Origin of the sequence: Pseudomonas allokribbensis, from assembly GCF_014863605.1 — a bacterium.
Classification (GTDB): Bacteria; Pseudomonadota; Gammaproteobacteria; order Pseudomonadales; family Pseudomonadaceae; genus Aquipseudomonas; species Aquipseudomonas allokribbensis.
In genome coordinates this window covers 2,109,440-2,133,473 of the sequence record NZ_CP062252.1, presented here as the reverse complement: position 1 = coordinate 2,133,473, position 24,034 = coordinate 2,109,440, and the positions used below count along the sequence as shown (strand labels likewise).

General features: G+C 62.8%; 10 protein-coding genes (1 of these 10 only partly in view). 6 read left to right on the top strand and 4 right to left on the bottom strand.

Annotated features, from left to right (window positions below; translation table 11 throughout):
* The first annotated feature begins 4 nt into the window (after positions 1-4).
* A complete protein-coding gene (locus tag IF199_RS09625) occupies positions 5-1,399 on the top strand; it encodes an efflux transporter outer membrane subunit (RefSeq protein ID WP_192560208.1) in 1,395 nt (464 codons plus the stop codon).
* Positions 1,400-1,432: 33 nt separating this feature from the next.
* On the opposite strand, the gene pvdP is transcribed toward IF199_RS09625, so the two are convergent.
* A complete protein-coding gene (pvdP, locus tag IF199_RS09620) occupies positions 1,433-3,043 on the bottom strand; it encodes a pyoverdine maturation tyrosinase PvdP (protein WP_192560207.1) in 1,611 nt (536 codons plus the stop codon).
* A gap of 184 nt (positions 3,044-3,227) precedes the next feature.
* Here pvdP and pvdM point away from each other — a divergent pair, with 184 nt between their 5' ends.
* The 5 genes from pvdM to IF199_RS09595 all read left to right on the top strand — a co-directional run bounded on the left by pvdM (position 3,228) and on the right by IF199_RS09595 (position 12,772).
* Complete coding sequence (gene pvdM / locus IF199_RS09615) at positions 3,228-4,598, top strand: pyoverdine-tailoring dipeptidase-like protein PvdM (RefSeq protein ID WP_102621958.1); 1,371 nt, start codon at positions 3,228-3,230, stop codon at positions 4,596-4,598.
* Positions 4,595-5,890, top strand: a complete 1,296-nt coding sequence (gene pvdN, locus IF199_RS09610; RefSeq protein WP_192560206.1) for a pyoverdine-tailoring periplasmic protein PvdN — start codon at positions 4,595-4,597, stop codon at positions 5,888-5,890. The genes pvdM and pvdN overlap by 4 nt, the downstream gene beginning before the upstream one ends.
* 39 nt (positions 5,891-5,929) lie before the next feature.
* Positions 5,930-6,838: a dihydropyoverdine dehydrogenase gene (pvdO, locus tag IF199_RS09605; protein ID WP_192560920.1), complete on the top strand. Its 909-nt coding sequence runs from the start codon at positions 5,930-5,932 to the stop codon at positions 6,836-6,838.
* Positions 6,839-6,926: 88 nt separating this feature from the next.
* On the top strand, positions 6,927-8,585 hold the full coding sequence (locus tag IF199_RS09600) for a cyclic peptide export ABC transporter (RefSeq protein WP_192560205.1): 1,659 nt from the start codon (positions 6,927-6,929) through the stop codon (positions 8,583-8,585).
* 35 nt (positions 8,586-8,620) lie between these two features.
* Positions 8,621-12,772, top strand: coding sequence for an amino acid adenylation domain-containing protein (locus IF199_RS09595; RefSeq protein ID WP_192560204.1), 4,152 nt, complete (start codon positions 8,621-8,623; stop codon positions 12,770-12,772).
* Between the two features lie 165 nt (positions 12,773-12,937).
* Here IF199_RS09595 and IF199_RS09590 read toward each other — a convergent pair whose 3' ends face one another.
* The 3 genes from IF199_RS09590 to IF199_RS09580 form a co-directional block, all read right to left on the bottom strand.
* On the bottom strand, positions 12,938-15,418 hold the full coding sequence (locus IF199_RS09590; RefSeq protein WP_192560203.1) for a TonB-dependent siderophore receptor: 2,481 nt from the start codon (positions 15,416-15,418) through the stop codon (positions 12,938-12,940).
* Positions 15,419-15,764: 346 nt separating this feature from the next.
* Positions 15,765-18,980: a non-ribosomal peptide synthetase gene (locus IF199_RS09585; protein ID WP_192560202.1), complete on the bottom strand. Its 3,216-nt coding sequence runs from the start codon at positions 18,978-18,980 to the stop codon at positions 15,765-15,767.
* Positions 18,977-24,034, bottom strand: the 3' portion of a protein-coding gene (locus IF199_RS09580; protein WP_192560201.1) for a non-ribosomal peptide synthase/polyketide synthase. Its footprint extends 8,448 nt past the window's final position; the window shows 5,058 of its 13,506 coding nt (coding positions 8,449-13,506); its start codon lies off the right edge, out of view; its stop codon occupies positions 18,977-18,979. Before IF199_RS09580 ends, IF199_RS09585 begins: the two co-directional genes overlap by 4 nt.

Sequence of the window (24,034 nt, the reverse complement as noted above, 5' to 3'; positions counted from 1 at the left end):
ATCTATGAAACCGCAACTGAGCCTGTTGACCCTTTGCCTGATGCTGAGCGCCTGCGGCAGCCCCGCACCCCGCCCGGAGAGCGGCGTGACCGCGCCCGCCGCGTGGCAGTCGCCGACCGGGCAATCGGTGGCGCAGACCAACCAGCAATGGTGGACGCATTTCGCCAGCCCGCACCTGAACCAGTTGATCGGACAGGCGCAAAGCGGCAGCCACGACCTGGCCGCCGCCATTGCCCGCGTGCGTCAGGCCCGCGCCAGCACGGTGATCGCCGGCGGTTCGCAATTGCCGGAAATAACCGCAGGCCTGAATGCCAACCGCCAGAAACTGCTGCGCGGCAACGGCTACAGCCAACTGGATGCCGACAGCAGCAACAAGGCTGTGGACTACTTCGACGCCAACCTCAGCGCCAGTTATGAAATCGACTTCTGGGGCGGTCAGGCCGCCACCCGCGAAAGCGCCCGCCAGGGCTTGCGCGCCAGTGAGTTCGATCAGGCCACCGTGGAACTGACCCTGCTCAGCGACGTCGCCAACCGTTACACCCAGGCGCTGTCATTGCAGGAACAAAGTCGCATTGCCGCACTGAACCTGGCCAACGCGCAGAGTGTTCTGCAACTGGTGCAGACCCGTTTCAATGCCGGCTCTGCCACCGCGCTGGAACTGGCCCAGCAGAAAAGTCTGGTGGCCGCGCAACAGCGACAACTGCCCACGGTGCAGCAACAGGCCGAGGACGCGCGAATCGGTCTCGCGGCACTGCTCGGGCGACCGGTGCAGGAATTGCCACCGAGCCTCGAATCGTTCGATCAACTGCAATGGCCACAAATCGCTGCCGGATTGCCCAGCGACCTGCTGACCCGCCGCCCGGACATCGCCCGCGCCGAAGCGCAACTGGCAGCCGCCCAGGCGGACGTCAAAGTCGCCCGCGCCGCCATGCTGCCCAAGATCACCCTGAGCGCGCAGCTGGGTTCCGGCGCCAACCGCTTCGACGATGTAATGCGCAGCCCGTTCTACAACTTCACCGCCGGGTTGATCGCGCCGATCTTCAATAACGGTCGTCTGTCCGCAGAACGCGACAAGGCAACCGCCCGCCAGGAAGAACTGCTGGAAACCTATCGCGGCGCGATCATCAATGGCTTTGCCGACGTGGAAAAAGCCCTGAACAGCATTCAGGGTCTGGATCAGCAGCGGCAATGGCAGACCGAAGAACTGAACCAGGCACAGACTGCGTTCAACCTTTCCCAAAGCCGCTACCAGGCCGGCGCCGAAGACCTGCTGACCGTGCTGGAAACCCAGCGCACGCTGTACGCCGCGCAGGATCTCAACGTGCAACTGCGACTGGCGCGGATGCAGGCGAGCATTGCGTTGTACAAAGCGTTGGGTGGGGGTTGGGAGACGCGCTGAAAAACAAAAGATCGCAAGCTGCGATCTTTTGCTTCAAACCTTGGCTTTCAAATGACGCGCATACCACGGCCGTTGCGGCACGCGGCGGAACAGCGCGGCGAGTTTCTTCTCGTCGCCGATGAAGGTGATGCGCAGCGCCAGCTTCATGGTCTCGGGGTCCATCTCCACTGACTTGCCCACCTGCAAACCCGGCGTGGTGCTGCAACCGTGGGTGGTCGGCCCCAGCCACGGATCCGCGACCTCGTTCCAGCGCCCCGGCGCAAACCACTGCACACCGTTGACCACTTGCCGGGTGACTTCGCCCGGATGGAAACGCTCGTGAGCGCGGAACCAGTCCTCGATGCGGTCATCGATCCAGCCGTGGAAATGCCAGAACACCGGGTTGACATGGGATGAAAACGGATCGCCGAGGAAGTCGTTTTCCGCCGCAAACCAGCGTGCGGCGAAATCCGCCGGATCCCGGGCAAACGGCACCGGCTGACCGTTGGACGGATCGCGCGGCACCGAGGCCCAGCGCATGTGCAGCCAGTCGTGCAGCCCCAGCTCCACTTCTGAACCGAACTGGCCCAACGTGAGCTTGGCCAGATAGGCCGGATCGCGGTACTGCGACTCCCAGACCTGAAAGTTGCTTTCATAGGTCTCGGCGGTTTTCAGGTCGCTGACCCATTGGCTGTACTCATTGTCGCCATCGGCCAGCCACGTCGGCGGCAGTGCCGTGCCGTCGTGGTTGTCGAAGTAGCGGGCGAAACCGATGCGGTCGCGGATCAGTTCGGGCTGCGGCAGCGGGAAATACTCCCACGACGGCAGATCCTGCATCGAACGCGCTGTGCCCAGCATGTGCCGGTGCATGAAGAAAAAGTCGACGCCCGAACCGTTGCGATCCTTGCGGTCGCCACGGGCATCGCGCTCGTTGTCGCGCGGGCCGGGCTGCCAGCCGAGACCGCGCAACGCGTTGCGCTTGTCTTCGGCCAGGGTGTGCCACTTGTCCCGCGTCGCATGCCAGACCTGGTGAAACAACCGATGCTCGGGAGAGATCAGCCACGCCAGCAGCGTCGGATTCAGCGGCGTGCGCTGCCGGGCTTCGGGGAACAGATGTTTGACAGCAATGAAGCGGTTGTCCTGCATCGGCAGCGCCAACGGCCGATCCAGACGCGACACCCGACCGCTGAGGCTGCCGCTGCCGGCGTTGCCGAAATCGGCCCAGACTTCGTCGAGGATCATTTGCAGTTCGTAGTCGATATGACCGTTGGCACTGATCAGCCGCCAGCTCAGCTTCGCCGCGTCGCCCTCGGCCAGATCTCCGATTATTCGGTAACGCGGTGTTTCGCCAGAGCGCAGACGCTCGGGCGTATCCAGAAAACCGCAGACACCGCGCCCCTTCTGGCCGATGTCGAGGAACACTTGCAGACCGCTTGCCGGCAGCCCTTCGACGCCGGCGTCGCGGCCCTCGAAACGGATGTCCCAGACCCCGCGCAATTTGTTCGCCAGACGCTGACCGGCCATGTCGGCCACGTCGAACGACGCCTCGCCGGGGGTGATCGTGGGGTCCGGTCTGGTCCATTCACGATGACCAAAATAAGCCGCAGGCACCGCAGCGCCGGTCAGCGCCAGGCCTGCCATGAACCATCGTCGAGAAATCTTCATTGCCCTACCTGTGTCAGCCATGAAGCAGGCCTTATCCAAGCTAGAACGTACGCTGCCCCGACAAATTTAAGGGCGTCCTCGCCACGGGGCGATGCGACTAAATTTCGTTGCCAATCACTCGTTCTTTCCAGATAGCAATGGCCCCTGCGCCAGCACCTCGACGGCGAACCTGACTGAGATGGCAATGACAAAACCACGTTCGAAAAAGGCTCTTTTCATTGGCCTGCCACTGGCCCTGGCGATCAGTGCCGCAGCAGGCTTCGCAGCCTGGGATTACTGGCTCAACGACAACCCCGGCTATCCGGCCAAGGTGATGGACCAGGCCCGCGAGATGCACCAGCACCTGCTGTCGTTCGACAGCCACATCACCGTCCTCCAGGACTTCGGCACCCACGGCAATGAAGCCGACAAGGACGGCCCGGGGCAGTTCGACCTGATCAAGGCCAATCGCGGGCAACTGTCCGGTGCGGCGCTGACGATTTTCGGCTGGCCAGAGCTGTGGAACGGCGCCAATGCGCCGCACAAGCCGACGGCGGGTTTCGTTGAAGAGGCGCGCAACCAGCAGGAGATCCGCTACAAGATCATCTCCGGCATGGTCCGCGACTTCCCCAATCAGGTCGGGATCGCCTACACGCCCGATGATTTCCGGCGCCTGCACGGCGAAGGCAAGTTCGCGATTTTCATCAGCATGCTCAACGCCTACCCGCTGGGCCACGACCTGAACCTGCTGGACCTGTGGACCGCGCGCGGCATGCGCATGTTCGGCTTCAGCTACATCGGCAACAACGACTGGGCCGACTCGTCCCGACCACTGCCGTTCTTCAATGATTCGCCGGATGCACTCGACGGCCTCTCCGACATCGGCAAGCAAGCGGTCAAGCGCCTCAATGACCTGGGCGTGATCATCGACGTGTCGCAGATGTCGACCAAAGCCCTGGAGCAAGTCGCACAACTGAGCCGTACACCAATGGTGGCCTCGCACTCGGCGCCTCGGGCGATGGTCGACATCCCCCGCAACCTCAGCGACAAAGAACTGCAACTGATCAAGAACAGCGGCGGCGTGGTGCAGGTGGTGGGTTTCTCGCAGTATCTGCGCCCGCTGACCCAGACCACCCAGGACAAACTCAACGAACTGCGCAAGAGCTTTGACCTGCCGCCACTGCCCAACCTCGCGATGGCGCTGATGCCGGGCGACCCGATCATCGCCGCGTGGCCCGAGGCCAAGTTCGGCCAGTACGCCAGCCGCCTCTACGCGATCCTCGATGAAGAACCCAAAGCCACGCTCAAGGACTACGGCGACGCCATCGATTACACCGTGCGCAAGATCGGCATCGACCATGTCGGCATCAGCTCCGACTTCAACGAAGGCGGCGGCGTCAAAGGCTGGGAGAACGTCGGCGACATCCCCAACGTCACCGCCGAACTGATTTCGCGCGGCTACTCCGAAGCCGACATCGCCAAGCTCTGGGGGGGCAACTTCCTGCGGGTCTGGGATCAGGTGCAGAAAGCCGCCCGACCTGCGCTGATTTCACAGCAGGACAAGATCAAGCCATGAGTGATCGTCGTACGTTTCTCAAGCAGGCGGGGATTCTCGCCGCCGGCCTGCCGCTGGCCTCGGGCATCGTCCAGGGCGCCGGCCCCGCCAGCACCGCAAACGTTGCGCCAGCAGCGCCGGCACAGGACAAATGGGCGCAGTTGCGCACGCTGTTCGAGCAGGACCCGGACTGCCTGCACTTCTCCAACTTCCTGATCACCTCGCACCCCAAACCGGTGCGTGACGCCATCGCCCAGCACCGCGCCGCCCTCGACAAGAATCCGGGACTGGCGATGGACTGGGACCTGGGCGTGATCGAGCAGCGCGAAGAAGAGGTGCGGGTCTGGGCCGGACGCTATCTGCAAGCCGACGCCAGACAGATCGCCCTGACCGGCAGCACCACCGAGGGCCTGGCGATGATTTACGGCGGCGCCCATGTGCGTACCGATCAGGAAATCCTCACCACTCAGCACGAACACTACGCCACCCACACCATCCTCGCGCTGCGCACGCAGCGTGAAGGCACCAAGGTGCGCAAGATCCGTCTGTTCAAGGATCCGCACACGGCGACCAAGGCCGAAATCCTCGCGGCCATCGACAGCAACATCCGCCCCGAAACCCGCGTGCTGGGCATGTGCTGGGTGCATTCGGGCAGCGGCGTGAAACTGCCGATCGCTGAAATCGGCGCACTGGTCGACAAGCACAACAAGGGCCGTTCGGACGATAACCGGATCATTTATCTGGTGGACGGCGTGCACGGCTTCGGCGTCGACGATCTGAGTTTCCCGGCGATGAACTGCGACTTCTTTATCGCCGGTACGCACAAATGGATGTTCGGCCCGCGCGGGACCGGCATCGTCTGCAGCCGTTTCGATCAGGTCAGGTACGTCACGCCGATCATTCCGACCTTCTCCGAAGCCACCGCGTTTTCCACCACCATGACCCCCGGCGGCTACCACGCCTTCGAGCACCGCTGGGCCTTGAACGAAGCGTTCAAATTGCACCTGCAATTGGGCAAGGCCGAGGTCCAGGCGCGCATTCACGCCTTGAACAGCTACCTGAAAAAACGCCTGCAGGAACACCCGCAGATCGAACTGGTCACGCCACTGAGCCCCGAACTGTCCGCCGGCTTCACCTTCTTCCGGGTCAAGGGCAAGGACTGCGACAAGATCGCCGCCTACCTGATGCAGAACAAGGTGATCGCCGATGCCGTCGACCGCGACGTCGGCCCGGTCATTCGCAGCGCGCCGGGCCTGCTGAACAACGAACAAGAAATCGACCGCTTCATGACCGTGCTCGTCAGCCAGATCTGAGCACCGCGAACTCCTTTAAACCTGTTATCGAGAGAAATGATGAACAGTGAGCTACGTAGTTTTTCCATCAAGTCGCTCCCCGCGCTGACCCTGGCCGCCCTGCTCGCCAGCCTGTTGCCGGGGCTGGCGCAGGCGGCTGAACCGCTGCAGCCGGGCAAGATGTTCAAAGACTGCAAGGACTGCCCGGAAATGGTCGTGCTGCCCACCGGTACGTTCACCATGGGCACCCCGGAAGACGAAGTCGGCCGCGAACCGGACGAAGGCCCGATGCACCCGGTGACGTTCGCCAAACCGCTGGCCATCAGCCGCTTCCAGGTCCTTCGGGGCCAGTGGGACGCCTACCTCAAGGACACCGGTTATCAGATGCCCGACGGTGATGATCGCGAGGGCCGCGCGTGCAAGGCCGGGATTCCGGATTATGCGGGCAGCGACCCGCGCAAGCAGTACACCGACAGGCATCCGGCCGTGTGCATGGACTTCGCCGAGGTCAACGCGTACGTGGCGTGGCTCTCGAAAAAGACCGGCAAACAATACCGTCTGGTCAGTGAGTCTCTGCGCGAATACGCCGCGCGTGCCGGCAGCACCGGACCCTTCCCGTTCCCGTTCGATGAGGGCAAGGAATACAGCATCGCCAAACACGCCAACACCTACGGCGCGGCCGATGGCTACAACTTCACCGCACCGGCCGGCAGCTTTCCGGCCAACGCCTTCGGCGTCTATGACATGCACGGCAACGTCTACGAATGGACGGCCGACTGCTACAACGAAAACTACGTCGGTGCCCCAAGTGACGGCAGCGCGTGGCGGAGCGGCGACTGCACCATCCAGCGCATCCGCGGCAATGACTGGGGCGAAGCGCCGGTGTTCTCGCGCTCCGGCAACCGCAACGCGGTCTACCCCAAAGTGCGGGGCGACTGGCTGGGCTTTCGTGTAGCCCGCGACCTCTGATCCACCCCGGCGTCGACCATCGGGTCGACGCCCTCCCGGTTTTTCTCGAATCATCGCCCCCAGCGGCCTCCTAAAGCGGAATCCCCCCATGACCACTAAATCCCGTGGCGCCATCAGCGAAGTTCTCAGTCTGCTCAAGCCCTATTGGCTGGTGGTCATGATCTCGATCATGCTCGGCATGGTCGGCGGCCTCAGCGTCACGGCGTTGCTGGCGACCATCAATGACGCCCTGAACGCCAACGGCAGCCCGTCGCTGGGCGTGCTCGCCAGTTTCGCCGGGCTCTGTGCACTGGCACTGTTGAGCTCGATCCTGTCCGACATCGGCACCAACCATGTCGGCCAGCACATCATTGCCGGACTGCGAAAATCCCTTGGCGAAAAAGTCCTGCTGGCGCCGATCGAACAGATCGAACGCTTCCGTAGCCATCGCCTGATCCCGGTGCTGACCCACGACGTCGACACCGTCAGCGACTTCGCGTTTTCCTTCGCGCCGCTGGCCATCGCCTTCACCGTCACCCTCGGTTGCCTGGGTTACCTGGCCTACCTCTCGGTGCCGATGTTCGCGCTGCTGCTGGTGGCGATCATCATCGGCACCGTCGTGCAGTACGTCGCCCGGGCCAAAGGCATCAAAGGTTTCGAAGCCGCCCGTGAAGCCGAAGACGAACTGCAAAAGCACTACAGCGCCATCGCGGCCGGCGCCAAGGAACTGCGCATCCATCGCCCACGCCGTCAGCGCATGTTCAGCCAGCGCATCGAAGGCACCGCCGATTACATCTGCAACACCCACATCCGGTCGATCAACACCTTCGTGGTCGCCAAGACGTTTGGCTCGATGCTGTTCTTCGTGGTGATCGGCCTGGCACTCGCCCTGCAATCCTTCTGGCTGGGCACCGACAAAGCGGTGCTCAGTGGTTTCGTGCTGGTGCTGCTGTACATGAAAGGCCCGCTGGAATACCTGGTGACCACCCTGCCAGTGGTCAGTCGCGCCAACATCGCCTTCAAACGCATTGCCGATCTGGCGGAGCAGTTTTCCTCCCCGGAACCCCACCTGCTGCTGAGCGACACCGCCAGCGCCAAACCGGTGGTCGAGCATCTGGAACTGCGTGACGTTCACTACGCATTCGCCGCCGTGGACGAGAACAAACCGTTCACCCTCGGCCCGGTCAACCTGTCGATCCGTCAGGGTGAGATCGTGTTCATCGTCGGCGAGAACGGCGGCGGCAAAACCACCCTGATCAAATTGCTGTTGGGGCTGTACGCGCCAAAGGGCGGGGAAATCCTGCTCAACGGTGCGCCCGTGGTGGCCGAGAACCGTGACGATTACCGTCAGTTGTTCACCACGATTTTTGCCGACTACTACCTGTTCGACGAACTGGTGCAAGGCGATCAACAAGTGCCCGAGGACGCCAACCGCTACCTCGAACGCCTGGAAATTTCGCACAAGGTCAGCATTCGCGATGGCGCGTTCAGCACTACCGACCTGTCCACCGGCCAGCGCAAGCGTCTGGCCCTGCTCAACGCCTGGCTGGAGGAACGTCCGGTGCTGGTGTTCGACGAATGGGCAGCGGATCAGGACCCGGTGTTCCGGCGGATTTTCTACACCGAGCTGCTGCCGGAACTCAAATACCTGGGCAAGACCATCATCGTGATCTCCCACGACGACCGTTATTTCGACGTCGCCGACCAACTGGTGCGCATGCAAGGCGGCCAGGTCATCAGCGAAAAAGCCCCGGCAGCCGTCTGCTGAACCGGCCCGCCCCTGTCGAGTGTTAAGAGAAAGCCATGAACGAACTTCTTGATGATGACCTGCTGGCGCTGCTGTTGGCCGATGCTGACGCCGTCGAGCCAGACCCGGTCGCCACCCGCCGCGCACGCCTCGATCGGGCGCCGCTGTCGTACGCCCAGCAGCGCCTGTGGCTGGTGCAGCAACAGGCACCGGCGAATGCCGCCTACAACTTGCCGCGCGCCCTGCGCCTGGACGGTGACCTCGATCCGCAGGCGCTGGAAACCGCGCTCAACGCGGTGATCGATCGCCACGACATCCTGCGCACTGCTTTTCGCGAAATCGACGGCGTGCCGACCCAGGTGGTCGAGCGCCAGACACGCCTGAACCTCAAACGCCAGGACCTTTCCTCGCTGGATGAGGACACCCGTCGCCTGCACCTGGAACAACGCCTGCAAACCCAGGCCCTGCAACCGTTCGACCTGAGCCGCGCACCGCTGATCCGCACCACCCTGGTCAAGACCGCCGAGCGTGAACACCTGTTGCTGCTGAACATGCACCACATCGTGTCCGACGCCTGGTCCAACGCGATCCTCATGCAGGATCTGGCGCGCGCCTATGCGCAGGCCAGCGCCGGCCTCAGCCCGGCCCTGAGCGAGTTGCCGATCCAGTACAGCGACTACGCGCAGTGGCAACGCAGCGAGTACCTCGACGGCGTGGCCTGCAAGCGCGCCGACCATTACTGGCGCCAGTACCTGGGTCGAGAACTGCCGGTGCTTGAGCTGCCGGTCGATCATGCCCGCGCCGAAGGCCAGCAACACCTGGCCGGGCGTCATTCCCTGAGCCTTGCGCCCACAGCGCTGCAAGCCCTCAACCGTTTCTGCCAGCACGAGGGTCTGACCCCGTTCGTGCTGGCGATGGGCGCGTGGCAACTGCTGCTCGGCCGCTACAGCCAGCAGCGCGAATTCACCGTCGGCGTGCCCAACGCCAGCCGCAACCGCAGTGACAGCCAGGAACTGGTGGGCTTTTTTGTCAGCAGTCAGGTGTACAAGGCGACGCTCGACGGCCAGCAACCGGCGCGGGACTTCCTGAACGCCTTGCGCGCGCATTCGCTGGCAACGTTGGAGCACGCCGATTACCCGCTGGAGTTGTTGTTCGATCAACTGCAACGCGGCAGTGCGACTTCGCTCAATCCGCTTTTCCAGGTGTTGTTCAACTGGCGCACGGGCAGCGGCGAGCCGGCGGCCGTGGAATGGGGCGGGCTGAACCTGCAATTTCTCGATGCCGGCGAAAGCCAGGCCAAGTTCGACCTGTCGCTGGACGTCGACTTCAGCCCGCAGAACCTGCAAGCCACGTTCGAATACAGCCGCGACCTCTACACCCCCGCCACCATCGAGCGCTTGGCCCGGCACTGGCAGCAATTGCTGCTGCAACTGATCGCCCGCCCCGACCTGCGCCTGGACGAGTTGCAATTGCTTGATGCCGAAGAGCATCGGCAGACCCTCGCCGAATGGAACCCGCAGCAGACCCGAATCGCCCCGTCGCTGTGCCTGCACCAGTTGATCGAAGCGCAGGTCGCCCGCAATGGCGCCGCCATCGCCCTGACCTTCGGCGAACAACAGGTCAGTTACGCCGAGCTCAACCGCCTGGCCAACCGTCTGGCCCACCGTTTGATCGCCAACGGTGTCGGCCCGGACGTGCTGGTGGGCATCGCCGCCGAGCGCTCGCCGCAGATGCTGATCGGCCTGCTGGCGATTCTCAAGGCCGGCGGCGCCTATGTGCCACTGGACCCGGCCTACCCGGCTGATCGTCTGGCTTACATGATCGAGGACAGCCGCATCGACTGGGTCCTGACCCAGTCCCATCTGCGTGAACAATTGCCATTGCCGGCCCACGTGCGCTGCGTGCTGCTCGACGACGCCACGAACCTGAGCGACGCCGCCGAGCACAACCCCGACGTGGTCGTGCAGCCGGACAATCTGGCGTACGTGATCTACACCTCCGGCTCGACCGGCAAACCCAAGGGCGCCCTGCTCGCGCATCACAACGTAGTGCGCCTGTTCGAAGCCACCAGCGGTTGGTTCGGCTTCGATCAGAACGATGTCTGGAGCCTGTTCCACTCCTATGCCTTCGACTTCTCGGTCTGGGAGATCTTTGGCGCGCTGCTGTACGGCGGTCGCCTGGTAATCGTGCCCCACGCCGTCAGCCGTTCGCCGCAAGACGTCTACACGCTGCTCTGCGAGGAAAAAGTCAGCGTGCTGAACCAGACGCCGTCGGCGTTCAAACAGCTGATGAAAGTCGCCTGCGAAGCCGACCAGCCGTTGACCCAGCAACTGCGCTACGTGATTTTCGGCGGTGAGGCGATCGAGGTGAAAAGCCTGCGCCCCTGGTTCGAACGCTTCGGCGATCAGGCCCCGCAACTGATCAACATGTACGGCATCACCGAAACCACGGTTCACGTCACCTACCGGCCGCTGTCGCTGGGCGACCTGAATATCGAGTCCGCCAGCCCCATCGGCGTGCCGATTGCCGACCTGTCCTGGTACCTGCTGGATGAAGGCCTCAACCCGGTCGCCAAAGGCTGCACCGGCGAGCTGTACATCGGTCGTGCCGGGCTGGCCCGGGGTTACCTGAACCGCACCGACCTGACCGCCACGCGCTTCATCCCCGACCCGTTCGACAGCGTTCCGGGTGGGCGTCTGTACCGTACCGGCGACCTGGCGAAATACTGCAACGACGGCAGCATCGAATACGTCGGGCGAATTGACCATCAAGTAAAAATCCGTGGTTTCCGCATCGAACTGGGCGAGATCGAAGCGCGTCTGCTCGATCAGCCGCAGGTGCAGGATTGCGCGGTGCTCACCCACGACGGCCCGAGCGGTCTGCAATTGGTGGCCTACGTCATCGCACCGGATTCGACGGAGCTGCGCGACACCCTGATCGCCGCTCTGCGTGCGCAATTGCCTGATTACATGGTGCCTGCGCACCTGTTGTTCCTTGAGCGCTTCCCGCTGAACGCCAACGGCAAACTCGACCGCAAGGCCCTGCCGGAACCGGATGCCAGCCTCTGGCAACGAACCTACGTGGCGCCGGGCAATCCGCTGGAAGAAGCGCTGGCCAGTCTTTGGCAGCAATCGTTGAACATCGAGCGCGTGGGGATCACCGACAACTTTTTCGAGTTGGGCGGCCATTCGATTCTCGCGATCCAGTTGATCGCCCAGCTCAAGGCACAACTCGATATCGAAGTGCGCCTGCAAGAGTTGCTGGCCCACCCGACCATCGCTGAGCTTTCCGCTTTCGTCGCCCGCCAGCATTTCGCAACCGCGCAATGCGTGGTCGAACTCAACAACGCACCGGCCGACGCACCGGCACTGTTCTGCCTGCACCCCAGCGGCGGTATCGTGTTCTGCTATCAGCCGCTGGCCAAACGCTTGAACAACCGGGCGAAAGTCTACGGCGTGATGCATCGCGGCTTCTCGCAGCAACACAACGACGCGCAAACCTGGTCGGAGATGATCGCCGACTACAGCCGTGAAATCGTCGACACCCAGCCGCAGGGGCCTTATCACCTGATGGGCTGGTCGCTGGGTGGCCCGCTGGCCATGGACGTGGCCGCGACACTGGAGTCTCAGGGTCATGAAGTGGCGTTTCTGGGGCTGGTCGACGGTACCGTGCCGGCTTCGGCCTTCCCTGCCGACCTGCCACGCTTCCAGCGACCGGACGACGAAGCGCTCGGCGTCACCTCGGAAGAAGTGCTCGACGCCGTGCACTACTTCAACCTGCTGTTCCCGACCCTGGCACTGCGCACCACCGCCTACCTGCAAACGTCGCCGCATGGCAGCGTCAAAGACTTCTATGACTGGGCGGCCGGTCAGGTCGAGCCGGGGCAAGGCGACTTGCTGGCCACCGTGCAGAACATCAAGAGTGAAGTCATGAACGCCCAGGCGTTCTCGGTGCATGAGCGTCTGGTGGAAGCCTTCGACGCCTTCACCTTCAAGCCACTGCGGGTCAAACCGAGTTGCTGGTGGGCAGTCCCGGAAAAAACCGCAGAGGAACTGGCTTTCAGCCAGGCGTTGATCCAGCGCTACAGCCAGTCGGGCGAACTGAACTGCTCGCTGCTGTCACCGCTGGAACACCGCAGCATGATCTTCCAGGATGAAGTGCTCGAACCCCTGATCGATACGTTCCTGAGTAACAGTCGAGTGCGCTGAGCCCTCTGCGCAAGACCCAAAAGCCCCGTCAACCCTTGATTGACGGGGCTTTTCTTTGGGGAGCCTTTCGTTCATCCGCCGCCGAAACCAGGCGCCGCCGATTTATTCAGGGCAATAAAAAACCCGGCCTGCAATGGCAGACCGGGTTCGGGTATTACCGATGGATCAGAACTGCGGTTTGTACGTCACGCTGAACATCACGTTACGCGGATCGCCGTAGTAGCTGTTGCTGTTGATCTGGGCGAAGGCCGGAATGATGTAGCGCTTGTCGAACATGTTGTTCAGGTTGACGGCCAGGTTGACCTCGTCGGTAGCCTGGTAGGCAACGCGCGAACCCCAGATGGCAAAGCCCGGCAGATCGAAGCTGCGGTCGAAGCTGACCGTGCTGCTCTGGGCATTCACACCGGCACCGACGCTGACCTTGTGGAAATCACCCGGCAGGGTGTAGTCGCCCCACAGGCGGAACATGTGCATCGGCGTACCGGTGGCGAAGCGCTTGCCCTTGAGGTCGGAGTCTTCGAGGAACTTGGTGGTGTTGTAGGTATAGCCGCTGGAAATCTGCATGCCATCGAACAGTTCACCGGCGATTTCCGCTTCCAGACCCTGGCTGCGAACCTTGCCCGACGCCGTCGAGCAGTACCAGCCGTTGCAGGCCTCCGGCCCTTCGATGTCAGTGGTCAGGTCAGACACGGCGCGGTTTTTCTGGATGTAGCGGAACAACGCCAGGGACGTGTTGAAGCGGCCATCCATCAGCTCGCCCTTGATACCCAGCTCGTAGTTGGTGCCTTCGATCGGCTTGAGCGCGGTCTTCTCTTTGGTCAGCTGGGTTTGCGGAATGAACACTTCGGCAACGCTGCCGTAGGCCGACCACTGTTCGTTGAGCGCATACACCATGCCGACGTAAGGCGTTACACGGCCGGTGCTCTTGATCGAGTTTTTCTCGCCGCCTTCCTGCAGTTCGCGAGCGAAGTAGTTGTCCTGGTCGAAGGAGAAGTCATACCAGCTGGTACGCGCGCCGAGGATCAGGGTCAGCGGATCGGTCAGGTTGATTCTGTAACTGCCGTAGAGGCCTTTCTGGCGAACATCGTAAGTGCTCACGGCCAGGTTGGCGTTGTCGGCGATCATGTCGAACGACTGCTGCGGACGGTTGTGATCGATGTCGAAAATGTCTACGCCCGGCGTGAACTGGCGAGCGTATTTGTCATCGCTGGTGAACTTGGAGTAGTTGGCACCCACGGTCAGGCCTTGCTTGAAGCCGAAGCCTTCAAACTGACCGTCGAGGTAGATGTCGAACGCACGGTTCTTGTTGGCGAAGTCAGTCGAGTAATCGGAGAAACGTGGGCCGGTGCTGCCGCCCACCGGAACCACGCCCGCAACGAACTGATAGGTCGCCTCGTTCGACTCGTTCATGGCGATGGCCGAGGCCTTGATTTTCCAGCTGTCGTTGAAGTGGTGTTCAAGGTCGGCGTACACCGCGGTCTGGTCGTTCATCGAACGGTTCCAGGTTGCACCGGTGTAGGTCGAGCGCGGCAAGTTGATGTTGCTCGCGTCGGCGTAGCGCGGCAGGCCCAGCAGATACGGACGGCCGTGGCTCTTCTTGTTGCTGAAACCGATGCCGAGCACGGTGTCTTCGTCCAGATCAAAATCCAGGGCGCCGTACACGGTCTGTTCCCAGTTCCAGGCGTAGTCGGTGAACGAGTGGTCTTTTTCATAGTTGACCACTGCACGACCACGGATGGTGCCGGCATCGTTCAACGGGCCACCGACGTCAGCCTGGGAGCCATAACGATCCCAGCTGCCCGCCTTGGCGGTGAGGGTCACGGTCGGTTCGGCCTGGCCGCGTTTGCGCACCATGTTGATCGCGCCGCCCGGGCTGTTCGCGCCTTGCAGCAGACCGGCCGCGCCACGGATCACTTCCATGCGGTCGTAGATCGCCATGTTTTCGGTGATGTAGCTGCCCAGCGCATACACGTTGCGCGGGATCGGCACGCCGTCGTACTGGATCGCTTCGATGTCGAAACCACGGGAGTAAATGAAGATACCCGGGCCTGGCGACTTCAGCGCGGTCAGGCCGGTGGTGGCTTCGACGGCCTGGGTCAGGTTGCTGATGTTCTGGTCATCCATGCGCTTGCGAGTCAGGACGCTGACCGACTGCGGGATGTCCTTGAGTTTCTGCTGGCCCTTGCCGATGGTCACGGCACCGGTGGTATAAGAATTGGTGCCTTCGGTGGTGGTGCCCAGCGCGGTGGCGTTGATCGTGGTGGCACCCAGTTCCAGACCTTTGGCGCTGCCACTGCGCACCAGCATCAGGGTGTTGCCTTCCACGGTGAAACGCACATCGGTGCCGCGCAGGAGCTGGCCGATGGCCGACTCCGGGGTCATGTTGCCTTTGACTGCAAAGCTCTTGAGGCCCGCCAGATCATCGGCGCTGTAGATGACCTGCATGTTGCTCTGCTCGCCAAACGCTTGCAGCGCCTGTGGCAGGGACTGTGCCGCGATATTGAAGGTTTTGTCTTCGGCCTGGACCTGAGCACTGAGCGGCAGCAGGCACGCCATGCCCATCCCCGCCAGTACAGAGCGCGAGCGCAACGTTCGGGAAATCACCAGGGCCTTGAACAGGGGTTTCAATTCGTGAATTGCGGACATTGTGCTCTCTATTATTGGTCGAAGTGGAAAAGCCTGCGGGCCGCCGAGCGCCCCTCGAAATGCACACCCGCGTGCCGGGATCGTTCAATCATGTGAATCGATCGACTGGCCCCTCCCCGGGCAGCAGTCGCCCGCGCAGTGGCGCGAGCCGGTCATGGGTTGCGTAAGAAATCCGTTTGTTGCCGCGTGAAAACCTGACTGAAAAGGCCCTTTTTCGAGTCATTTCACGCGCTTACGTTAGTAAGACGGAGCAGACCGGAAAAACCGGAATGCGTTTGTTTATCATTTGTGAAATAAATTAAAAAAAACCGTCGCACTGAGGCGACGGTTTTTCCTGGGCGGACAGTTAAACGTCCTGGGCCACCTTGGCGGCTTGCAACTGCCGGGCCTTTTCGGTCAGCAGGGCTTTTTCCTCGGGGCTCATGGACTCAAGACGCACCCGCGCCTGAGCCAGTTTGTCCAGTTGCCCGGGACTCGCTTCCTGGCCACGCAACGCTTGCGCAAGCCCGGCCACGGTCGGATGGTCGAAGACCACGCCCGGGTGGATTTCGCACTGCAACAGCTTGCGAATACCCGCGACCAGTTTGATCACCAGCAACGAATGACCACCGGCGGCAAAAAAATCGCGTTCGATGCTCAGGCGATCCTGCCCGAGCAACTGCGCCATGCGCCCGGCCAGCAAGGTTTCGAGGGCGTCTCGCGGCGCGACGTAATCGTCGTCGACACCTTGATCGACCAGTTGCTGCAAGGCCTTGCGATCGATCTTGCCGTTGGCCAGCCGTGGCAAGCGCTCGATGAAGCGAATCTGCTGCGGCACCATCACCGCCGGTAGTTGCTGCGCCAGTTGCTCACGCAGGCTGTCCGCCGCCAGCGATTCACGCGCCACGACAAACGCCTGCAAGCCTTGCTCAGGGCTGTCCCCGGCAATCACCACCGCTTCCTGCACGGATGGCAGGCGCAGCAATTGCGCCTCGACTTCCGTCAGCTCGATGCGGAAACCGCGCACCTTGATCTGATGATCGCGCCGCCCGTGCAGGACAATCGCGCCTTCAGGCGAGTAGCGCGCAAGATCGCCGGTGCGATACAGGCGTTCGCCGTTGATGAACGGGTTGTCGATCAACAGTCCCGCCTCGGCGTCGACATTGACGTAGCCGCGAAACAGTTGCGCACCGCCGACATACAACTCGCCGACGACACCGACCGGCGCCAATCGCAGCTGCGCGTCGAGCACATACACCTGATTGTTGTCGAGCACCTGGCTCAGCAGACCGGCGCCCTGCCCCGGCGCAACCTTGTGCACCATCACGCCGACCGTGGTTTCGGTCGGGCCGTAGTGGTTGAACACCCGGCAATCGCCACGCACCTGCGCGATGCGCTGGATCAGCGGTGCGGCAATCGCCTCTCCGCCCAGCACCAGAGTTCGCGGCAAACGCGGCGTGTCGCTGTCGAGCAGCGCAGCCAGATGCGACGGAACGATTTTCAGGCAATCGACGGCATGCTCTTGCAGGTAGCCGGCGAATGCCTGTGCGTCTTGCATCTGTTCATCGCTGGCCACGTGCAACGCCGCCCCGTTGAACAGCGCGCCGAACAACGTGGTGTTGCCCAGATCCGCCGCCACCGTGGAGGTCAGACCGAAGTGCCGGTGACCGTCCAGCCCCAGTGCCGTGCTGACACTGGCGGTGTAGTTGAGCAGATGACGGTGTTCGATCAACACGCCTTTCGGCATGCCGGTAGAACCCGAAGTGAACAGCACGTAGGCGAGATCGCTGCCCTGGGTTTCATGAGCCAGAGCCGTTGCAGAACCCGCTTCCAGCAATTGATCGATTGAACGCACCGGCAGCGCGCTGCCGTGCCATTCAGCGATCTGCGTGGCGTCGGTCAGCAACAGGCCGGCACGCGCTTGTTCAAGCATCAATTGCTGACGTGCCAGCGGCCATTGGCGATCCAGCGGCAGATACGCCGCGCCGACTCGCCAGATCGCGAGCATCGCCACCACCAGCGCCACCGAACGCGGCAAGGCCAGCGCGACGATCGAATCACGGCCCACGCCCTCGGCATGCAAGCCCGCCGCCAGCCGTTCAACCTGCGCCTGCAACTGCGCGTAATTCAGGCGGCCGGTCTCATCGGTCAGTGCCAGCGCTTCTGGCGTGGACTGCGCCCATTCGGCGATGCGTTGCGGCAGCAACGGGGTATCGGCCCAGGAATGCGCCGACGGATTGATCGACAGCAAGCGCTGACGCTCGGCCTCGGTCAGCAGGCTGATCGCATTCAGCGGCGCGTGTGCGTCGGCCACGAGTTGGCCCAGCAGCGTGACGTATTGATCCAGCAGCACTTGCATCGACGCCGCACTGTAGCGCTGCGCGGCATATTCCAGCGCCACCGCGCTGGCCACGTTTTCCGCGTTCAACTGCACTTGCAACAGCAACTCGAATACGCCACCACGCCCGGTTTCCACCCGTTGCGCTGTGCAGCGGGTCGCGCCGATCGCCACCGGCTGTGCCTGACGATGCAACGCAAAACCATAGGCCGGGCGCGCAGCCGCCGGTTGCAGTTCAGGGGCCCAGTATTCCTGCCAGAGACGATGTTCTTCCAGGCGCGCGGCGACTGTCGGCAGCCATTGCGTGAACGACTGTTCGGTATCGACGGGCAGATTCAGCGGCAGGGTTTTCTCGAACACGCCGATTGCGCCAGAGAAATACTCATAGTCTTCACGACCATCGTGGCGCCAACCCATCAGCACTTCGTCGCGACCGCTCAAACGCGCCAGCAACAGCCACCAGGCGCTTTGCATCAGCACCGTCACCGGTTGTGCAACTGTCTGCGCCAGACGTTCAAGCCCGGCGATCAATGCCGCGTCCAGTGGCTTGTCGAGGGTCGCCGAATCAGTACCCGACACCGTGGATTCGCGCGCCGCCAGCCAAGGCGTCGACAGGCTCGCATCGATGCCATTGAGTTGTGCCTGCCAATAAGCACGGGCGGTCGCGGCATCCTCGTCGAGGATCACTTCGCTGCGCCATTCCAGGTATTGACCGAACTCCCCCGCCTCTTCGTCCTCAGGCCATTCACGCTGTTCATACGCGCTCAGCAACTGCTGATAGACCAGCGTCAGCGCGTTGTCATCCAGACTGTGACGGGCCGCGCCCAGCACCAGCGCCCAACGCTGTTCGGGCAGCGCGTACAACACCGCGTGCACGCCGGCCGACTCGCCGGGCACAAAGGCGCGCTGCGCCCATTCGGTCAATTGCGCCTGAATCTCGGCTTCGCTGGCGGGAGCACTTTGCACGGTCAGCGGGAAACGCTCGCCGGCAATGTCGGTGAACTGGCGCAGGCCATGAAAACCCGGGGCCTTGGCCAACCGGGCCAGCAACATCGGTTGCTGCGCCAGCACCTGGTCGAAGGCCGCTTGCAGGCGCGCCACGTCGAGCTCGCCGGCAATATCGATGCGCAAGAAACGTGCGGCGTCAGCCCAGCACGCAGCGCCCGGCAGTTGATCGCAGAGCATCTGCTGCTCGGGGGTCAACGCTTGCCCCACGTCCTGTTGTTCCATCACCACCTCGTTCATGCCTCTGTTCCTTCGGTTGCGCGGGCCGGCTCGCCACGGGCGCCTTGCAGGTCGCTGTGGTCGAACATGTCACCCATGGCCACGACAATCTTGCGCGGGCCTTCGAACGGATCGCGGGCATGCGCCACCAGCATGTTGTCGAGCAGAATGGCGTCGCCCTTCTGCCAGTCGAACCGTACGGCGCACGCTTCGTAGAGTTCGCCGATGCGCTGCATCACCTCGTCTTCGATCGGCGTGCCGTCCCCGTAGTAAACGTGGCGCGGCATGCGCTCCAGACCGAACATCGACAACAGGTCTTCACGCACATCCGGCTCCAGCCAGTAGATGTGGTGCAGTTGCACCTGGTTGAAGAACGATTTCGCACCGGTCACCGGGTGGCGAATGATCGCCGGACCCGGAGTCCGGGTTTGCAGTTCGTCGTTGTCCAGCCAGCGCCATTCGATACCGCCGGCCCGGCAACGGGCCTCGACTTCGGCGCGGTCTTCGGTCTTGAAGAAGTGCTGCCACGACACGTCCAGTTTGTCGGTGAAGGTGCGCACATACAGCAGACCCTTTTCCTCGAACTTGTCGCGCAGATCCGCCGGCAGTTTTTCGTACATCAAGCGGCAATCCACCACCGGCGTCGCGCCGCCAATCGGTGCCGCCACTTCGCAATAGAACATCTGCTTGCGCGGCCAGCGGTCCTGATGGGAGCTCTCGTTGTGGAACAGAATCATCTTGCGTTCCGGGTACGGCGTGGAGCGGTAGGTGTTCTTGCCGCCCTCTTTCTTCGGCAGATCGCCGTACTGGCCGTACAAGCCGGGCTGGATCGCTTCGGCGAAGGCTTCAAAGCCCTGAATGCCATCGAGCTCAAAACCGCGGAACAGGATGCCGGCGTGGGTGGCGAGCTTCGCCTCGATCAGCGGCCGGTTGTTCTTGATCCACTCGATCAGGTCCAGTTGCGGCTCGTTCGGCTCCACCAGCAGCGGGAACGGTTGTGGCGCCGCCATCAACGATTCACGCACCGGAGCCGGGCGTGCCTTGGCTACCGGGGCGTTGCCGCGCTTGAGGAATTTGCCCAGTTTGTCGGCCTTGGGTCCGGGGGCAGACGGCCGGGTGGCCGCTGCTAAATTGTCGACTGGCATGCTGATAGCTCCCAATTGAATGTCCTGATCAGCGACGATCTGTTCCAACAGGGCTATCCAGGCCTTGACCAGGTACTGAATGCGCTCATGTCCGAACAAGCTTGTGGCGAATTGCCAATTACCCAGCAATTGCCCTTCTTCTTCGTCAACGAACAATGCCATGTCGAATTTAGAATGGGTCTCCAGCGACGGCAGCGCTTCGACGTTCAAACCGCCCATGGCCTGGGTGCGGCCCGGCAGGTTGTTCATCACGAACAGCACCTGTACCAGCGGGTTCATACCCTTGTGACGCGGCACGCCCGACGCATCGACGATCATGTCGAACGGCAGGTCCTGGTGCTCCAGCGCTTGCAGCAGCGTGTCCTGGGTCTGCGTCAGGAAGCCGCTGAACGAGGCCTCGCCAGCAAACCGCGAACGCAGCGGCAACACGTTGACGAAGAAGCCGATCAGACGCTCCAGCTCCGCCCGCTCACGCCCGGCCACGTCGGCACCGACCAACACGTCGGCGCCTTCACTGACCCGGTGCAGCAATACCTGGAACGACGCCAGCAACGTGCTGTACAGCGTGACACCGGCCCGTGAAGCCAGCGCCCGGACGTCGCGGCTCAACTGAGCGCCGAGGGCAAACTGCACCGCGTCGCCAGCGTAGGACGGCGTCAAGCCGCGCGGGTTGTCCAGCGGCAGGCTGAGCTGGCCGTTGTAGCCGGCCAGTTGCTCTTTCCAGAACGTCGCCTGCTGCCCGAGCACGCCTTGCTGTTCCAGCGCCTGTTGCCACAGGGCAAAGTCCGAATACTGCACGGCGAGTGCCGGCAAGGTATGCGGTTCGCCGATGCTGGCGCGGTCGTAGATTTCCACCAGTTCGTTGATCAAAACACCCATCGACCAACCATCGGAAATGATGTGGTGCATCGAATACAGCAACACATGTTCGCCCGGGCTCAGGTGCAGGATGCGGCCGCGCAACAGCGGCGCCTGCTCCATGTCGATCGGCGTGTTGGCGTTGTCGAGGACGGCTTGCGCCACCTGTTCTTCCTGATCGCTGCGCGACAAGGCGGACAGATCGATCAGCGGGAAATCCAGCTCGACCTCATCGACGATCACGGCAATCGGATCGCCTTCGTCGTCCTGCACATAGGCCGTGCGCAACACCTCATGGCGACGCACCACCTCGGCAAAACTCGCCAGCAGGCGCTGCACCGACAAGTCACCGCGCAAACGCAACGCCATCGGCATGCCATAGGCGGACGTGCCACCGGACAATTGCTCGGCGATCCACAAGCGGCGCTGCACCAGCGACAACGGCGCGCTGCTCTTGGCGCCGTGCGCCTTGAGCTCGACCTGACGTGAATCGAACGCCCCCAGCTCGGCCCCGACGTTGGCCTGCATGACCGCTGCCAGATCCTTGAGCACCGGCGCACCGAACAGATCGCGCAGGCTCAGCGTCAGACCGGTGACCTTGCGCAAGCGCGAGACGGCCTGGGTCGCCAGCAACGAATGACCGCCGGCCTCGAAGAAATGCGCGTTGCGCCCGATCTGCTCGCGCTCCAGCACGTCCTGCCAGACCTGGGCGATCTGTTGCTCCAGTTGGCCCTGTGGCGCGACGAAATCTTCGCTCGATACCTGACTGTCCGGCAGTGGCAAGGCCTTGCGATCCAGCTTGCCGCTCGGACCGATCGGTAATTGCGCCAGCAGCAGGACATGGCTTGGCTGCATGTAGTCCGGCAGGCTGTTTCTCAGCCCGTCGCGCAGTGTTTGAAGCAACGCTGCATCAGCGTTGCTGGCCAGTGATTCGTCGTGTGGCACGACGTAAGCCACCAGTTGCTGACCTCCTGCCCCCGGCTGCGCCAGTACCAGCGCCTGACGCACACCGTCCAGACGCAGCAGGCAAGTCTCGATCTCGCCCAGTTCAATGCGGAAACCACGCACCTTAACCTGATGATCGAGACGCCCGACGTATTCGATCAAACCGTCAGCATTGACCCGCGCCAGATCGCCGGTGCGATACAGCCGCCCGCCCACCGTGCTGAACGGGTCAGGCAGGAAGCGATCGGCCGTCAGGTCAGGACGCTGGAAATAACCCCGCGCCAACAGCTCGCCACCGATCAGCAATTCGCCCACCACACCTTGCGGCACCGGCTGCCCGGCGCTGTCGAGGATATGAATCGTGCGCCCTGCCAGACCGTGACCGATCGGCAATGCCGCCGGCAGCGGCTGGCCGCCCTGCACGTAGTCGACGCAGTCGAGCACGGTGCTGGTGACCGTCGCTTCGGTCGGACCATAGGCGTTGATCAGTTGCACCTGCTCAAGCCCTGCTCGCTGATACGCCGCGATGCCTTGCGGCGGCATGGCTTCACCGCCCACCACCATCTGGCGCAGACGACCGTAGTCGCGCGGGCCGTGGTCGGCGAAGTCCTGCACCACCACGTTCCAGTAGGCCGTGGTCAGGTCGGCGATGCTGATGTCCCGGTCGATAATTTGCTGATACAGGGTTTCGCTGTCCCACACCTCGTTGCCGCGCAACACCACCGCCGCGCCGCAGACCAGCGCCGGGTAGACCTGCTCCACAAAACTGTCGAAGTTGAACGTTGCAAATTGCAGCACCCGATCACTGGCCGACAGGCCTTTGTAGGCTTCGGAGACACGGGTGTGTCGCGCCAGCGTCTCGTGACTGATACCCACGCCTTTCGGGCGCCCGGTCGAACCGGAGGTGAACATCACATACGCCAAGCTCTGCCCGTGCACGACGGGTGACGGGTTGCTGTCGAGCAACGGCCATGCATCGCCGTCCACTGTCAGCGTGCGCACACCGGCCACGGCAGGCAGCCGCTGCAGCAGGTGTTGCTGGCTGAGCATCAGGCGCAGACCGCTGTCTTCGATCATCGCCAGCAGTCGGTCGGCCGGGTAGCCAGGGTCCAGCGGCACATAGGCGCCGCCCGCCTTGAGCACGGCCAACAGGCTGATGATCATGTCCATCGAACGATCAACCGCAATCCCCACCAGCACATCGCTGCCGACGTTGTGTTGCAACAAGCCGTGGGCCACGCGGTTGGCAGCCGCATTGAGCTCGGCGTAAGTCAGTTGCCGGTCTTCGAATATCAGGGCAATGGCGTCCGGGGTTTGCGCCACTTGCTGTTCAAACCACTGATGCACGCAATGCTCGCTGGCAGGCGCGTCGACGGCAGAAAGCATCGGCCCGACCGCCAGTGCCAGTTCGCCGAGACGGGTCGACGCCGGTGCCTGCACCATCTGCCGCAACAGGTGATCGAGCTGGCTCGCTAGTTGCTCGACCGAACGTCCGTCGAACTGCTCGCGGTCGAAACTCAGGTGCAGCGACAGCTGTGCGTCGAGGCTGACCGCCAGGGTCAGCGGGTAGTTGGTCTGTTCGTGATTGGCTACTTCGCCAAAGCGCAGATCCTGCGGCGCACCTTGTTGCAGCGCTTCGGACACCGGGTAGTTTTCGAACACCAGAATGTTGTCGAACAGCGCTTCACCGCCCTGCCCGGCCCAGCGCTGAATCTCGAACAGCGGCGTGTGTTCCTGCTCGCGCAGTGCGAGGTTCTGCGCCTGTACCTGTTGCAACCAGGCACTCAGCGTTTGTTCGGCGCGCGGACTGGCGATTACCGGCAAGGTGTTGATGAACAGGCCGATCTGCTGCTCGACGCCGGCCAGTTGCGCCGGACGCCCGGACACCGTCGCACCGAAGCTGACGGTGTCGAGCCCGGTGAAGCGTTGCAACAGCAGCAGCCAGGCACTTTGCACCAGCGTGTTGAGGGTGACTTTGTGGCCACGGGCAAACTCGTTGAGCTGGCGCGTGCGCACCTCGTCCAGCACATGGAAACGCTCGCCATGGCCCTTGACCGGTTGCACTGCGGCAAACGCGCGCGCCAGTCGGGTCGGCTCTTGCAGGTCGGCCAGTTGCGCGTTCCAGAA

Excerpts from the sequence above, each read along its gene's own strand:
- IF199_RS09625 (WP_192560208.1), top strand. The coding sequence starts at position 5 with ATGAAACCGCAACTGAGCCTGTTGACCCTTTGCCTGATGCTGAGCGCC.
- pvdP (WP_192560207.1), bottom strand. The coding sequence starts at position 3,043 with ATGAAGATTTCTCGACGATGGTTCATGGCAGGCCTGGCGCTGACCGGC.
- pvdM (WP_102621958.1), top strand. The coding sequence starts at position 3,228 with ATGACAAAACCACGTTCGAAAAAGGCTCTTTTCATTGGCCTGCCACTG.
- pvdN (WP_192560206.1), top strand. The coding sequence starts at position 4,595 with ATGAGTGATCGTCGTACGTTTCTCAAGCAGGCGGGGATTCTCGCCGCC.
- pvdO (WP_192560920.1), top strand. The coding sequence starts at position 5,930 with ATGAACAGTGAGCTACGTAGTTTTTCCATCAAGTCGCTCCCCGCGCTG.
- IF199_RS09600 (WP_192560205.1), top strand. The coding sequence starts at position 6,927 with ATGACCACTAAATCCCGTGGCGCCATCAGCGAAGTTCTCAGTCTGCTC.
- IF199_RS09595 (WP_192560204.1), top strand. The coding sequence starts at position 8,621 with ATGAACGAACTTCTTGATGATGACCTGCTGGCGCTGCTGTTGGCCGAT.
- IF199_RS09590 (WP_192560203.1), bottom strand. The coding sequence starts at position 15,418 with ATGTCCGCAATTCACGAATTGAAACCCCTGTTCAAGGCCCTGGTGATT.
- IF199_RS09585 (WP_192560202.1), bottom strand. The coding sequence starts at position 18,980 with ATGAACGAGGTGGTGATGGAACAACAGGACGTGGGGCAAGCGTTGACC.